Here is a 13,542-nt window from a genome sequence, read left to right as displayed (position 1 = left end):
GAATCTGTGGCCCGTAAAAAATGATGATACTTATTTTTGGACGTTAACAAATACGCTTAGCAATTTGACTCTCAAATTGAATCTATCGGTTAATGGATGCTTACCACCGTAACTACTCCTTTATAAACAACGGATTACTTCATTGCTAAATTGGTGCGTTTCTTGCCTTTTAAATAAGACGTGGGGTTACTTAATACTCAGAAGGTACGCCGTTGGCTTAGATAGCAAAGAGGGTAGGCCATGAGAACGATGCCGGTTGAACTGGAGGGGAAGCAATAAGATGGCAGAGAGTCGAAGAAAGACAGCGGTCACAATGTGTACAAAAGGTGTATTGGCTCGCAGGCTTTTTGTTGTTATCGGCTTGATTATGCTGGCCTCAATGTTTGTGTCACTGCTTTTTACCTATCAAGAAAATGTAAAACGTGTGACAAAGGAAGTTGAGGTGCTAATGAATACATCTTCACCGCTGGTTATAGATACGTTTTTAAGACCTGATCATGAAAGTTCAATTAAGCTAAACCGTTTTTACTCTAATTATGATGAAATTTCAGCGGTGAGTATTTTTGACCTTGAAGGCCAGTTGACCCATAGCTATCAGAATAGTCTTGCTAGTGATTTTTCGGCTATCGACGTTAAGCAAGCAGGGATATTAAATTCAGGCTTTTATTTCAATATTGTCAGCGATATGTTGTTTGATGGTGAAATTATTGCCCAATATGCCGTGTATTATCGAGGCTCTTATACAGTAAAAGATTTACTGTTCTCTTTATTTCAGCTCTCTCTCCCCTTTATTCTTATGCTGTGCTTTATTCTTTATTACGTTTATACCCGTGTAACTAAACCTATTTCTGTAATCACAGAGCAACTCTCTTTGGTTGGTAAAGGGGAAGTCAGTTTACTCGAATTCACAGAGTCGGATAGTGAGGTAGGGTGTTTAGCGAGAAAAGTACAAGCTTCTGATGCGAAGTTATTTTTTAGAAACAAAAAGTTATTAGAACTCAATCAGGCGTTAGAATCCCAGGCCGAGCAGTTGGATCAAGCTATCAGAGTAAAAAGCGAGTTCATGGCAAATATGAGCCATGAAATCAGAACGCCGATGAATGGCATTATTGGTTTCGTGCAGTGCTTGCAACAGCAAAACTTAGATCAAGAAGCAAGTCAGCAGGTTGAGTACATTAGAGAATCAGCGTGTTCCTTATTAGTCCTTATTAATGAAATTTTGAGTTATTCCAAACTTGAAAACGGCAAGGTTGAAGTATCAGAAACAGTTTTTAATATGAGCCAACTTATCTACTCATGTGTCAAAACCGTTCATTTGGATGCTAAAGCAAAAAAGCTTGATTTGAATATTAGCTTACCGCCTGAAAAAGACTGTTACTTTAACGGCGATGAGCAGCATTTACGTCAAGTTATTACGAATCTATTAGGGAATGCGGTCAAGTTTACTGATCGCGGCTTTGTTAATGTATTGGTAGAGATCTTACAGGATAAACCTCATGAGGCGGAGCTATGCATTCGGGTATGTGATAGTGGTATTGGGATCTCGGCTGATAAAATTGAAAGTATTTTCGAATCATATACTCAAGCAGACGGTTCCATTTCTAGGCGATATGGTGGTACTGGTCTTGGGCTGAGTATTTCAAGTCGGTTATGTGAGTTGATGGGGACCAAACTCAGTGTGATCAGCCAAGAAGGTGAGGGAACGGAATTTTATTTTCGAATATCTATGGAAAAAGCGTTATCAATCAGTGATGTCAATCCGTTGGAGAGGCTAGATAGTACAGAATGCGACTTATCCCAGTTTGCTCATACTCGAATTTTAGTTGCGGAAGATAGCCCCGTGAACCAGCAACTGGTTATCGCTTTTCTTAAGTCTATGGGGTTAACGAACATTGATGTGGTCGAAAATGGTGTTCAAGCTGTCAATTATATGAAAACCTGCACTCCAGATTTGATTTTGATGGATTGCCAAATGCCGGAGATGGGGGGCTTGGAAGCGACGGCGATAATACGCAAGACGAACAATGGCAGTCAGGTTCCTATTATTGCATTAACAGCGAATGTTATGGAAAGTGAAAAGCAGCATTGTTTTGATGCGGGGATGGATGCTTATCTCGCTAAACCCATTATTAAAATTAATTTTTTTAGCACTCTGCTAGGTGTACTCAGCACGAATGCAGTTAGTTAAAAAGCCCTTACTATGAAGTGACAGTAAGGGCTTATTGAATGATGTTATGTAATAGTAAAAGCCGACGTTACAACGTCAGGAGTAGGCCTTCTTTCCCTGCAAGAGTGATGTTTAGCACCCCATCTTTACACTCCCACTCATCGCCGGTGATCAATTCTTTTAGAACGGTATCATCAGCTATGCCTAACTGCCAAACAGAAAGGGTCAGTGCTTTTGATGACTCGCTGTTATTGATCAAAGTCAGCAGTTTTTCATCGCCCAGAGTACGGGCGTAGGCAAGTTGTTGTTGCTCGGCATGCAGCCAATGAAGGCTTCCTTCCTGTAAAGCCAGATGGGACTTACGGTTCGCGATAAGCTTGCTAACAAAGTCGTATGTCGAACTAGGCTCTTCAGTTCGATCCCAGGGGAAGCAACGGCGGTTATCCGGATCATGGCCTCCTTCTAGCGCGACTTCTGTGCCGTAGTAAATGCACGGTGTGCCAACATAGGTAAACAACATCAGTAGAGCCAGTTTCATGGTGTCTTGGTCACCGTTCAATGTCGTCAAAAAGCGCATAGTATCGTGACTGTCCAACTGGTTAAGCTGTGCCAGTTGGTTTTGCCATGGCACTTTACCGCGAACTTCTTCTAGCCAATCAGCAAACTCGGCAGCATCAATTTTACAGTTATGGTAGGCAATATCTTTGTTGGCGAAGAAAGCTCTTACCGGATGTGCAAAGCCGTAGTAGTTCATGGCACCATCTTCTTGATCGCCTTCCAGCCAGCTGGTGGCTTCAAAGAAGTGTTCACCCAAAACATAACAGTCTGGATTGACAGATTTTGCAGCATCTCGGAAGGCTTTGACATAATGGGCATTGTTGGCAGCGCCAACACCTTCACCTAGCATATGGATAACATCAAAACGCCAGCCATCAATATTGTACGGCGGACGAAGCCACTGCTTGATAACGGCATCGTCACCGGCATAGATATAATCTTGGACTTCTGGATTTGAGAAATTGAGCTTTGGTAAGCTATCTATGCCTTTCCACCCAATGTAATGTTCACTGTCACCGTCGAATTGGTAATGACTGCGGAAAGGGGAGTCAGGGTTGCCAAATGCGCCGGGTGTTTCTTGTGTCTTTTGGTAGCGATTAAACCATGGATGGTTGACCGACGTGTGGTTATAAACTGCATCCAGCACGATTTTCATATTGCGCTGGTGGAGGTTTTCAACCATATCAGCAAACTGCGCATTGTTACCCAAGTGCGGGTCGATACGGGTGTAATCAGTGGTATCGTACTTGTGATTGCTCGGTGCTTGGAAAATAGGGTTCAAGTACAGTGACGTAATACCAAGTTTTTCCAGGTAATCCAGCTTATCTTCAACTCCCTTTAGATCACCGCCGAAGAATTCATTCGGCCCGTTGCTGTCATGAGAATCCGATACCGGCGCGCCCCACTTTTTGGCGATAGTTGGTCGTTCATTACCTTTTAGGCAGTACTCGTTATCCACAACGCTGATAGATGGATCGCCATTGTTAAACCTGTCTGGGAATATTTGGTAGAACACCTGACTTTTGACCCACGCTGGAGGTTGGTGCTGGGCGTTATATTTGAAATGTGATTCTCTGCCAGGCATTCGAGGGCTAATCCCTTTACTGTCGAGCCACCATTGGCGACTATTCTGCATAATTTTGAAACAGTAATGGGTTAAGGCTTTATCTTGGTTAAGAGGTATTTGGCCATGCCAGTATTGGAGTCTACCTTCGGCTCTCCCTTTTTCCATGTCTATGAGCAACTCTTCGTTGTCTGGCTCGCAACGAATAAAGATAGTGGAAATCAGCGTGTCAGCTTCACTGGCAAACGTTAGGGTTAAGGCGTGTTCTGAAACCGTTACCCAGTGGGTGTCCTGTCCGTGGTACAAAAAAGGCTTAGTCATCATTGTTATTCCGCCCTCAGAAGTCGATGTTCCTGCTACTTTACTGCTTTTACAAGAAAATAGAATCCTCCTGAAGCAAAAGTTTTAGGCGTAGCAGGGGGCGTAGAATATCACTGAGTTTGGTATTAGGCCGCAGCTAAATAGAGCAGCGGCTGTTCGATGTATATGCAACTTCTTTTTTACGCATTGGCATATTGTCGACCAATTGAGAAATGTGTTGCCAGTTGGTTTGTTCGTTCCAGCGATGCTTTTCCAATCCGTCTTTACCAATCAAAATAGCGGTATGAGAGTCTCGGGATATGTTGTAGAGCTTTTCCAAGCGAACGACATCTTCCGGGCTAAAAACATCGGTAGGCTTATTAAAGCCGTCTTTGGTCATGACCACCACCACGATATCCCGCTCTTGAAGCATGCAGTCATGCATCAGTGATTCTTTGATAAATGTATTTACATGCTGATCTTTTTCGGGGGCAAAATACAAGATGCTACGGTGGTTCCAATGCATGGAGCCTGTAGGGTAGGAAAAGGCGTTAATACTAAAAACAACCATAATTATCGCCAATAGGTTTGTTAACAGCTGGTTCATTGTCGTCTTCCTTCCTGATGCTAAGGTGGAAAGCCGGTGATGGCGCTGTGAAAAGTCAGCGCTGCTGCCAATAACTAACGACATTCTTGTCGGATTGGATCAAAACTGCGAGTGTTGTCTCATTGTTATGCCTTTTAGTATATATGACTCTGAAGATTGTGGTGGTGGCGAATGAGACAGATAAAGCAGGGGTTACCTACTTCAAGACACTGTGTACGTCGCCATGTGCTCGGCGACATAGTCGATAAAGACCCGCAGCCGAGCGGGCATGAACTTAGTTTGGGCAAATTGCAGTGCAATATCGCCTTGGTAGTTACCTTTGATAGTCCAATCTTCCAACACCGGTTTCACGTCACCCTCAGCCAGTGCTTTTTTGATCACAAAGTCTGGGAAAATACCGATACCCAGGCCATCCATTACACCACGCAGACGCATCTGTGAGTGATTGACAGCATAACGGCCCGAGACTGGGATCGTGTGCATCTCCCCATTTTGGACAAAGTCCCAAATATGATCAGTTGGTGTTTCACCAAGGTAAAGACAATCGTGCTGCAACAGATCGGTTGGATGGGTAGGGATGCCTCTTTGGTCGAGGTACTCGGGGCTGGCACATAGGCTCAGGCTCACTTTACCCATTTGCTTGAGCACTAACCCTTCGGTTGGTTTTTCCGTCAGTCGAAAAACCACGTCAATGCCTTCAGATATCAAGTCGATATCGCCATCGCGCGCTTTGAGTTTTAACTCGATTTCCGGGTACTGAGTAAGAAACGGCAATACCATAGGTTGTAAAACAATGCTTAAAAAAGCTTTGGGCGCCGCCACAGTGAGCGAACCTGATGGCGTTTCGTGCTCAGAGATCGTGAACTCGACGGCTTGTTTGGTTGCTTCCAATAAGGTGCCGCATTGGTTGTAGATACCTTTACCCGACTCGGTAATCACCAGTTTTCTGGTGGTACGCTCAAGCAACTTGGTAGATAGGGTTTGCTCCAGTCGGGACAATTGCTTGCTCAGAGCTGAAGGTGTCACTCCCAGCTTTCTTGCTGCTGCAGTGAAACTGCCTTCATCAACAACAATTTTAAATACTGCCAGTTCAGGCATTAAGGCAATAAGTTTATTTGTGTCCATAATTCACGAGACCTTTTCCACGAGAGGGGATAATAGTCCGATTGCGGTTTGATTAGAATGGCTAAAGTTCAAAGATCCTGTGAAATTGCAATAATTGCAGGTAAATCACCTAATCTATAAATGGAAATATTGCTCAAATAGACGGTTTCACCGTGTGTTTGTTCCGGATGTCAATTGGTGGCAGCCGGTTGAACGATATTATTGTGAGGAACATCATGTCTGCCGCATTTTATGATCAAATCAATCAGCAAATCGAAGAAGTAAAAGCTGAAGGTCTGTACAAGTCTGAGCGCATTATCACTTCTCAGCAGAAAGCTGCTGTTTCTATCAGTACTGGCGAAGAAGTGTTGAACTTCTGTGCAAACAACTATCTTGGTCTTGCTAACCATCCTGAGCTTATTGAAGCGGGTAAAGCCGGTATGGATCAGCACGGTTTCGGCATGGCGTCTGTACGTTTTATTTGTGGTACTCAGGACATTCACAAAGAGCTTGAGCAGAAACTATCAACATTCTTGGGTAAAGAAGACACCATTCTTTACACGTCTTGCTTCGATGCCAACGCGGGCTTGTTTGAAACTATTCTTGGCAAAGAAGATGCAATCATTTCTGACTCCCTGAACCATGCGTCAATCATTGATGGTGTTCGTCTATGTAAAGCGATGCGCTTCCGTTACTCGAACAACAACATGGAAGAGCTTGAACAGCAATTGATTGCTGCGAAAGAAGCGGGTGCACGTCATACGCTAATCGTAACTGACGGCGTGTTCTCAATGGACGGCGTTGTGGCTAACCTTCCAGCTATCTGTGATTTAGCAGATAAGTACGGCGCATTGACTATGGTTGATGACTCTCACGCTGTTGGCTTTATGGGTAAAACCGGTGCCGGTACGCACGAGTTCCATAATGTTGTTGACCGTATCGACATCATCACGGGTACGCTAGGTAAAGCAATGGGTGGCGCTTCAGGCGGTTACACATCAGGTAAGAAAGAAGTGATCGACTGGCTACGTCAGCGTTCTCGTCCATACCTGTTCTCTAACTCTGTTGCTCCTGCAATTGTTAATGCGTCTATCCGTGTTATCGATCTACTAAAAGAAAGTGGCGATCTGCGTGACCGCCTATGGTCAAACGCAGAACAATTCCGTACTCGTATGGAAGCTGCTGGCTTCACAATGGGCGGTGCAGATCACGCTATCATCCCAATTATGCTAGGTGATGCAAAAGTTGCCGCTGAGTTCGCTGAGCGTGCGCTTGAGAAGGGTATCTACGTTGTCGGTTTCTCTTTCCCTGTTGTACCAAAGGGTCAGGCACGTATCCGTACTCAAATGTCAGCAGCACACACTCCAGAGCAGCTTGATAAAGCGATCAATGCCTTCATCGAAGTGGGCAAGGACATGGGTATTATTTAATCCCATTATCCAGTAGTTCAAGGGCCAAGGGCTGGCAAAGTACCAGTCCTTTCAAATCTACCCTGCAGTAGGAACATATAATGAAAATCAAAGCACTTTCCAAACTTAAGCCAGAACAAGGCATTTGGATGACTGAAGTGGACAAGCCTGAGCTTGGCCATAATGATCTACTTATTCGCATCAAGAAAACCGCTATCTGTGGTACTGATGTTCATATCTACAACTGGGATGAGTGGTCGCAAAAGACAATTCCTGTTCCTATGGTTGTCGGTCACGAATATGTGGGTGAAGTCGTTGGCATTGGTCAGGAAGTCCGTGGCTTTGAGATTGGCGACCGTGTATCGGGCGAAGGGCATATCACATGTGGTCACTGCCGTAACTGTCGCGGTGGCCGTACCCACCTTTGTCGCAACACTACGGGTGTTGGTGTAAACCGTGAAGGTGCATTTGCTGAATACCTTGTGATCCCTGCGTTCAACGCATTTAAGATCCCTGAAGGCATCTCTGACGACCTAGCGTCTATCTTCGACCCGTTCGGTAACGCTGTTCACACTGCATTGTCTTTTGACCTAGTGGGTGAAGACGTTCTAATCACTGGTGCCGGCCCTATCGGTATCATGGCTGCAGCCGTTGCTAAGCACGTTGGTGCTCGTCACGTTGTTATTACTGACGTGAACGAATACCGCTTGGATCTTGCTCGTCAAATGGGTGTGACCCGCGCTGTTAACGTCGCAGAAGAGAAACTGGAAGATGTGATGGCTGAGTTAGGCATGACAGAAGGTTTCGATGTGGGTCTTGAAATGTCAGGTGTACCATCTGCTTTCAACAGCATGCTAACAAGCATGAACCACGGTGGTAAGATTGCACTGCTGGGCATTCCGCCATCAGACATGGGCATCGACTGGACTCAGGTGATCTTCAAAGGTTTGATCATCAAAGGTATCTATGGTCGTGAAATGTTCGAGACATGGTACAAGATGGCAAGCTTGATCCAGTCTGGTCTTGATCTAACACCAATCATCACTCACCACTATAAGATTGATGACTTCCAGGAAGGCTTTGACATTATGCGTTCAGGTATGTCAGGTAAGGTTATCTTGGATTGGGAATAATCCCTCCTTAATAATGAAAAACGGGCTCTGAGCCCGTTTTTTTATATCCAGTCATAGATTAAAAGACCAAGGCTGAGCCGGTTTGTATAGTGGTCATAGTCGATCAGGCTTTCGCCATAGCCATTGTAATACTGCAGGTACAGCTTGACCGTTTCATAAATAGGGAAAGCCCAACTTAGCTCTACAGCGCCTTTATTATCACTGGTGCGAAAATTGTTGCGGAGCAAGATGCTTATGAGGTGTCCGTCGCTTTTATAACTTAGACGGTAGTTTCCGTAGCCGAGGTACTTGTCGATATCGGGGTTATCATCGTCATTTGCATCCTCAGGAAGTCGGTACCAAGGCTGCAAAGAAAGAAGGAAATTGCCTTTGGTAAGCTCGAATTTGGCATAAATTCGATTCCAACTGCGTGATAAAGGTTCTGAGCGGCCATTAGATTGGTGAATCAAACCTAAGTCAGTTGCAACAAACTTGAAGCCAAGCAGCTCGTAATCAGAATAGTAACTAACGAATACCTCCGGGCTATAGTTGGTCTCCCTAAAAGGAGCAGACTCGTCCGAGTTATAGAGTTGCCACCAAGCAGTTTGGGTATAGCCAAACCATACATCCCAGTTATCTTTGTATAAGTTGTCCCATAACTTAATTTTGCCACTTATCTGAAATTTCACTTCAAGATTGTCTATTTCAGATCCAGGTCTAAGTTGCTGCCATACTTCTTCATTTGGTTTGTCGTTGTAAGAGGCTGGCAATATATAACTGGGTTCATGCGGGGTTAACAGAAATAGCTTTCTTTGATTGAAGTAGCGATTGATGTCAGTGATCGACATCGTATCTAAATTAAAATTGTCATTGTCAGTATTCACCGTTGATGGAAGACTTTCGTTAGTATGATAAACCTCATCGTAGCAGGTTAAACGGGCTGTATTATCCCTAATTTCACTGCAATTTGTGTGGGTGTCATTTGAGGCATGTCCAAAAAAAGGTAGACAAGCCACGAGGGCTAATAAAGGGGGGAACTTAAACATTGCTCATCCTTTAGCAAACTTATTAATAAAACTTAGTTTGAAAAAGAAACCATTACAAAGCGTTTTTATGTCTCATAATACATTAGTTATTATGAACCATCCGCTGAGTCGGTATTACTTCAGCATTGGACTGATTGCAACAAGAGCAACCAAGCCGGCCATCATTGGAATTGAGATACCTGCGATTCGAGCGATAGGCTAATAAGAACAGATACGGGGCGTGGAAGAATGAAATCTACTCGTGATGAAGCTCACAAAACCTGTTATACTTCGGGCACATGGTGAGGAAGTCGTCTTTATGGCGACTTTTTTATTGCTTGATATACATCATTATTGGAACAGTACATTGATTTCTACAGCTAATATCACGATGCAGTTTGGCGACAAGCCACTGTTTGAGAATATCTCAGTTAAATTCGGTGGCGGTAACCGCTATGGCCTTATCGGAGCGAACGGCTGTGGTAAGTCAACGTTCATGAAAATTCTTGGCGGCGAATTAGAGCAGTCAGGCGGTACTGTTTCACTCGATCCAAACGAGCGTATGGCTAAGCTAGGCCAGGATCAGTTTGCTTTCGAAGAATACTCTGTGGTTGATACCGTGATTATGGGTCACAAAGAGCTTTGGAAAGTAAAAGAAGAGCGTGACCGCATTTACGCATTGCCAGAAATGTCTGACGAAGACGGCATGCGTGTTGGTGACCTTGAGACTGAGTTCGCGGAAATGGACGGCTATTCAGCGGAAGCTCGTGCTGGCGAGCTTCTACTTGGCCTTGGTATTCCTGAAGAGCAACATTTCGGCCTAATGAGCGCCGTTGCACCTGGTCTTAAAGTTCGTGTTCTTCTGGCTCAGGTTTTGTTTGCTGATCCTGAAATCATGCTACTTGATGAACCAACGAACAACTTGGATATTCATACCATTAGCTGGTTGGAAGAGATTCTTCTGGCGCGTAACTGCACCATGATTATCATCTCGCACGACCGTCACTTCCTAAACAGTGTTTGTACCCACATGGCTGACCTAGATTACGGTGAACTTCGCCTATTCTCTGGTAACTATGATGAGTATATGATCGCAGCTGAACAAGCACGTGAGCGTCTACATGCAGATAATGCGAAGAAGAAAGCGCAAATGGCTGAACTACAAACGTTCGTAAGCCGTTTCTCTGCTAACGCATCAAAAGCAAAACAAGCGACATCTCGTCAAAAGCAGCTTGATAAGATTCAGCTGGATGAAGTGAAGGCATCTAGCCGCCAATCTCCATTTATCCGTTTCGATCAGGAAAAAGAGCTTTTCCGTAACGCATTGGAAGTAGAAGGCCTGAAGCAGGGCTATGATGATAATATCCTTATCAACGGCGTTAAAATGCTGGTTGAAGTGGGTGAGCGTATTGCTATCATCGGTGAAAATGGTATCGGTAAGTCAACGCTGCTGAACACTCTTGCGGGTGCGATGGAACCGATGGATGGTATGGTTAAGTGGTCAGAAAACAATAACATTGGTTTCTACGCTCAGGATCATAGCGCTGACTTTGCAGAAGATATCACGCTGCTTGAGTGGATGGGTCAGTGGAAGAAAGAAGGCGATGACGAGCAAACCGTTCGTGGTATTCTTGGTCGTATGCTGTTCTCACAAAATGACATTAAGAAGTCTGTAAAAGTGATTTCTGGTGGTGAGCAGGGTCGTATGCTGTTTGGTAAGCTGATTATGCAAAAACCAAACATTCTTCTGATGGATGAACCAACCAACCACATGGATATGGAATCTATCGAAGCATTGAACCTGGCACTTGAAAACTTCAAGGGCACACTGTTGTTCGTATCTCACGACCGTCAGTTTGTTTCTTCGATTGCAACGCGTATTCTTGAAATTACAAAAGATGGCGTAGAAGACTTCCACGGTACCTATGAAGAGTACCTAGCGAAGAAAGGTCTTGTTGGCTAATCAACGATTAGTTGAAGCTTGATTTAAAAAGCCGCCTTTTTATGGCGGCTTTTTGTTATATATAGTGATGAGGCACTATGCCAAGATACATAGGTATTATTGTGCTTTGTTTTTATAAATAAGGAAAAAGTATGAAGATTTGGGTCGATGCCGACGCTTGTCCGAATGTCGTTAAGGAAATTTTGTTCCGTGCTGCTAATCGGGTAGGGGTTGCAGTGACGTTAGTCGCTAACCAGTATATTCGCGTTCCACCATCACCACATATTAAATCAATTCAGGTTGAATCTGGGTTTGATGTAGCTGATAACTACATTGTTCAGCAGTCAGAGCCGGGCGACCTTGTGATTACCGCCGATATCCCACTGGCAGATGAAGTGATCACCAAAGGTGCTCATGCGTTAAATCCACGGGGGGAAATGTACACCAAAGACACTATTAAGCAACGTCTTCAGATGCGTGACTTCATGGAAACGATGCGAAGCTCAGGTGTACAAACCGGTGGCCCTGCGCCACTGAATCAGACAGACAGGCAGAACTTCGGCAATAAGCTTGATGCGTTTTTAGCGAAGAATTTTCGCCGTTAATAACTCGTTTGATAATCGTGGTGAGACAGCCATGTCTCGCCATATTGTCATTAGCAAGAGAGAATAAATTTCATTCTTTTTCAACGTCGTGAGCATCTATTTCTGTTTAAAGTATCGTACAAAATATACGATGCCGAACATATGTTCTAAATATATGAACATATGTATAATGTTGATATAAATTCCGAGTTGATAAAGGATGCACTATGGATTTGAACCTGCCTGTTGATACTGATCTTCTTACTGAAGTCGCAATGGCCTATTATCATAATGGTTCTACACAAGAAGAAATTTCTAAACGGTTTGGCATTTCTCGGATTAAAGTTGGCCGGCTTTTGAAAAAAGCTCGTGAAGAAGGCATTGTTGAAATCACGGTCAAATATCATCCCGTTTTTTCTGCCAACCTTGAAGAAAGGCTTATTGAGCGTTTCGGAATTAAGCGCGCCCTCATCGCGTTAGACCAGCCTCATGAGGATGAGCAACGCAACCTGGTAGCGAGCCTAGTTTCTAGCTATCTGTCGAATACTTTGACCGATGATATGGTGATAACCGTGGGTCAGGGGCGCAATGTTTCTGCCGTAGCTGAACATGTTGGCGTTGCAGCTAAAAGGAATTGTAAATTTGTTTGCGGTATTGGTGGAATTCACCCAAGGGGAGGGCAAACTAATGCTGACCATATTTGCCGTCAGCTTGCGAAGAAATTTGGTGGTAACAGTGAAAGCCTTTACGCGCCAGCCTTCGTTGCCGATCCGGTTATACGTGAAGGCTTGATGGCCAACCCAACGATTAAACAGACACTCGATTTAGCCCGTAAAGCCGACATGGCAATCATAGGTGTCGGTGATATGAGCGAAAATAGCTTTATGGTAGACCTAGGCTGGTTTACTGCTCAGGAAGTTACGGATGCCAGAATGAACCATGGTGTGATTGGTGATATTGCCGGTTATGATTTCTTTGATATTTACGGCAATACCTCTCACAGTATTTTGAGTGACAGGATCATTGGCCTGAAACTGGCTGAGTTCAAAGATGTTCCGGAAGTTATCGCTATTGCTTCTGAAAGCAGCAAGTCATTATCGCTGTTAGGGGCTTTGCGTACTGGAGCTGTTAATGTGTTGGCTACCAGTGTATCTAATGCCATGACAATCCTTAACCTTGATGATGTATACCGCCAGAGATAACCTTATCTCATATACAACCATTAAAGTCTTGGGCCAGTTGCAGATAAGATACTGAGCCCAAACGCTTCTCAGATTAACTCTCATTTTTTGCGATTTTGACTTCTAACTTTAGAACCTCAGTAGTATTTTGTTGATGTAAACTTTCTCAGCATTTGTAAGTGTTGAATTTTATGGGCGATCATGTCTAAATAATTATGCAACTACAGATCTAATTGTGGAAATAACCGTTTCCACCCTTCTATTCTCCCCCTCTAGCTCAAGTCACTCAATAATCAACGCTGTTGATCTCGTTCGTTTTTTAACGATTAGAACAATTTTACCTCTATATATGTAAGCCTTTTTTCTGATTATTTATTTTAAATTCAATAGTTTAACTGTATCTTTTCTGATGTAATTAAAGATAAATGTGAACTATATACGGAAGTAAGCATCAATGTTTTCTTTTACTTCGCATGTTTACTTGTGAGCG

General features: G+C 43.8%; 10 protein-coding genes. 6 read left to right on the top strand and 4 right to left on the bottom strand.

From position 1 onward, the window contains the following. Window positions 1–280: 280 nt before the first annotated feature. Window positions 281–2,188 (top strand): ATP-binding protein, encoded by a 1,908-nt coding sequence (locus ACVA53_RS02230; protein ID WP_255042779.1) that lies wholly within the window; start codon window positions 281–283, stop codon window positions 2,186–2,188. Between the two features lie 67 nt (window positions 2,189–2,255). Here ACVA53_RS02230 and malZ read toward each other — a convergent pair whose 3' ends face one another. The 3 genes from malZ to ACVA53_RS02215 all read right to left on the bottom strand — a co-directional run bounded on the left by malZ (window position 2,256) and on the right by ACVA53_RS02215 (window position 5,820). Next, window positions 2,256–4,109 (bottom strand): maltodextrin glucosidase, encoded by a 1,854-nt coding sequence (gene malZ, locus ACVA53_RS02225; protein ID WP_373689560.1) that lies wholly within the window; start codon window positions 4,107–4,109, stop codon window positions 2,256–2,258. A gap of 136 nt (window positions 4,110–4,245) precedes the next feature. Beyond that, on the bottom strand, window positions 4,246–4,695 hold the full coding sequence (locus tag ACVA53_RS02220) for a DUF4174 domain-containing protein (protein ID WP_255044942.1): 450 nt from the start codon (window positions 4,693–4,695) through the stop codon (window positions 4,246–4,248). A 201-nt stretch (window positions 4,696–4,896) separates the two neighbouring features. Next, window positions 4,897–5,820 (bottom strand): LysR family transcriptional regulator, encoded by a 924-nt coding sequence (locus ACVA53_RS02215; protein ID WP_255044941.1) that lies wholly within the window; start codon window positions 5,818–5,820, stop codon window positions 4,897–4,899. 215 nt (window positions 5,821–6,035) lie between these two features. Here ACVA53_RS02215 and ACVA53_RS02210 point away from each other — a divergent pair, with 215 nt between their 5' ends. Continuing rightward, entirely contained in the window at window positions 6,036–7,229 is a 1,194-nt protein-coding gene (locus ACVA53_RS02210; protein ID WP_255044940.1) for a glycine C-acetyltransferase, read from the top strand. Window positions 7,230–7,309: 80 nt separating this feature from the next. Then, window positions 7,310–8,341 carry an L-threonine 3-dehydrogenase gene (gene tdh, locus ACVA53_RS02205; protein ID WP_107348794.1) on the top strand — a complete coding sequence of 344 codons (1,032 nt, stop codon included), beginning with the start codon at window positions 7,310–7,312 and terminating at the stop codon, window positions 8,339–8,341. Window positions 8,342–8,382: 41 nt separating this feature from the next. Here the strand turns inward: tdh and ACVA53_RS02200 are convergent, their stop codons facing one another. Then, window positions 8,383–9,366, bottom strand: coding sequence for a phospholipase A (locus tag ACVA53_RS02200; protein WP_446504422.1), 984 nt, complete (start codon window positions 9,364–9,366; stop codon window positions 8,383–8,385). A gap of 346 nt (window positions 9,367–9,712) precedes the next feature. Between ACVA53_RS02200 and ACVA53_RS02195 the strand changes: the two genes are divergently transcribed. From ACVA53_RS02195 to ACVA53_RS02185, 3 genes are all read left to right on the top strand, one after another. Next, entirely contained in the window at window positions 9,713–11,308 is a 1,596-nt protein-coding gene (locus tag ACVA53_RS02195; protein ID WP_255044944.1) for an ABC-F family ATPase, read from the top strand. Window positions 11,309–11,439: 131 nt separating this feature from the next. Then, complete coding sequence (locus tag ACVA53_RS02190; protein WP_255044932.1) at window positions 11,440–11,892, top strand: YaiI/YqxD family protein; 453 nt, start codon at window positions 11,440–11,442, stop codon at window positions 11,890–11,892. 206 nt (window positions 11,893–12,098) lie between these two features. After that, the gene (locus tag ACVA53_RS02185) at window positions 12,099–13,073 is read left to right on the top strand and encodes a sugar-binding transcriptional regulator (RefSeq protein WP_446504421.1); all 975 of its coding nucleotides are present in this window, start codon (window positions 12,099–12,101) and stop codon (window positions 13,071–13,073) included. Window positions 13,074–13,542: the final 469 nt, after the last annotated feature.

The organism is Photobacterium sp. DNB23_23_1 (assembly GCF_052873815.1).
This window is presented reverse-complemented; position numbering and strand designations above follow the sequence as displayed.

What these genes read in the sequence shown, in the direction of transcription:
- ACVA53_RS02185 (WP_446504421.1), top strand. Translation starts at nt 12,099, where the DNA reads ATGGATTTGAACCTGCCTGTTGATACTGATCTTCTTACTGAAGTCGCA.
- ACVA53_RS02220 (WP_255044942.1), bottom strand. Translation starts at nt 4,695, where the DNA reads ATGAACCAGCTGTTAACAAACCTATTGGCGATAATTATGGTTGTTTTT.
- ACVA53_RS02215 (WP_255044941.1), bottom strand. Translation starts at nt 5,820, where the DNA reads ATGGACACAAATAAACTTATTGCCTTAATGCCTGAACTGGCAGTATTT.
- ACVA53_RS02210 (WP_255044940.1), top strand. Translation starts at nt 6,036, where the DNA reads ATGTCTGCCGCATTTTATGATCAAATCAATCAGCAAATCGAAGAAGTA.
- ACVA53_RS02190 (WP_255044932.1), top strand. Translation starts at nt 11,440, where the DNA reads ATGAAGATTTGGGTCGATGCCGACGCTTGTCCGAATGTCGTTAAGGAA.
- ACVA53_RS02230 (WP_255042779.1), top strand. Translation starts at nt 281, where the DNA reads ATGGCAGAGAGTCGAAGAAAGACAGCGGTCACAATGTGTACAAAAGGT.
- ACVA53_RS02200 (WP_446504422.1), bottom strand. Translation starts at nt 9,366, where the DNA reads ATGTTTAAGTTCCCCCCTTTATTAGCCCTCGTGGCTTGTCTACCTTTT.
- malZ (WP_373689560.1), bottom strand. Translation starts at nt 4,109, where the DNA reads ATGACTAAGCCTTTTTTGTACCACGGACAGGACACCCACTGGGTAACG.
- tdh (WP_107348794.1), top strand. Translation starts at nt 7,310, where the DNA reads ATGAAAATCAAAGCACTTTCCAAACTTAAGCCAGAACAAGGCATTTGG.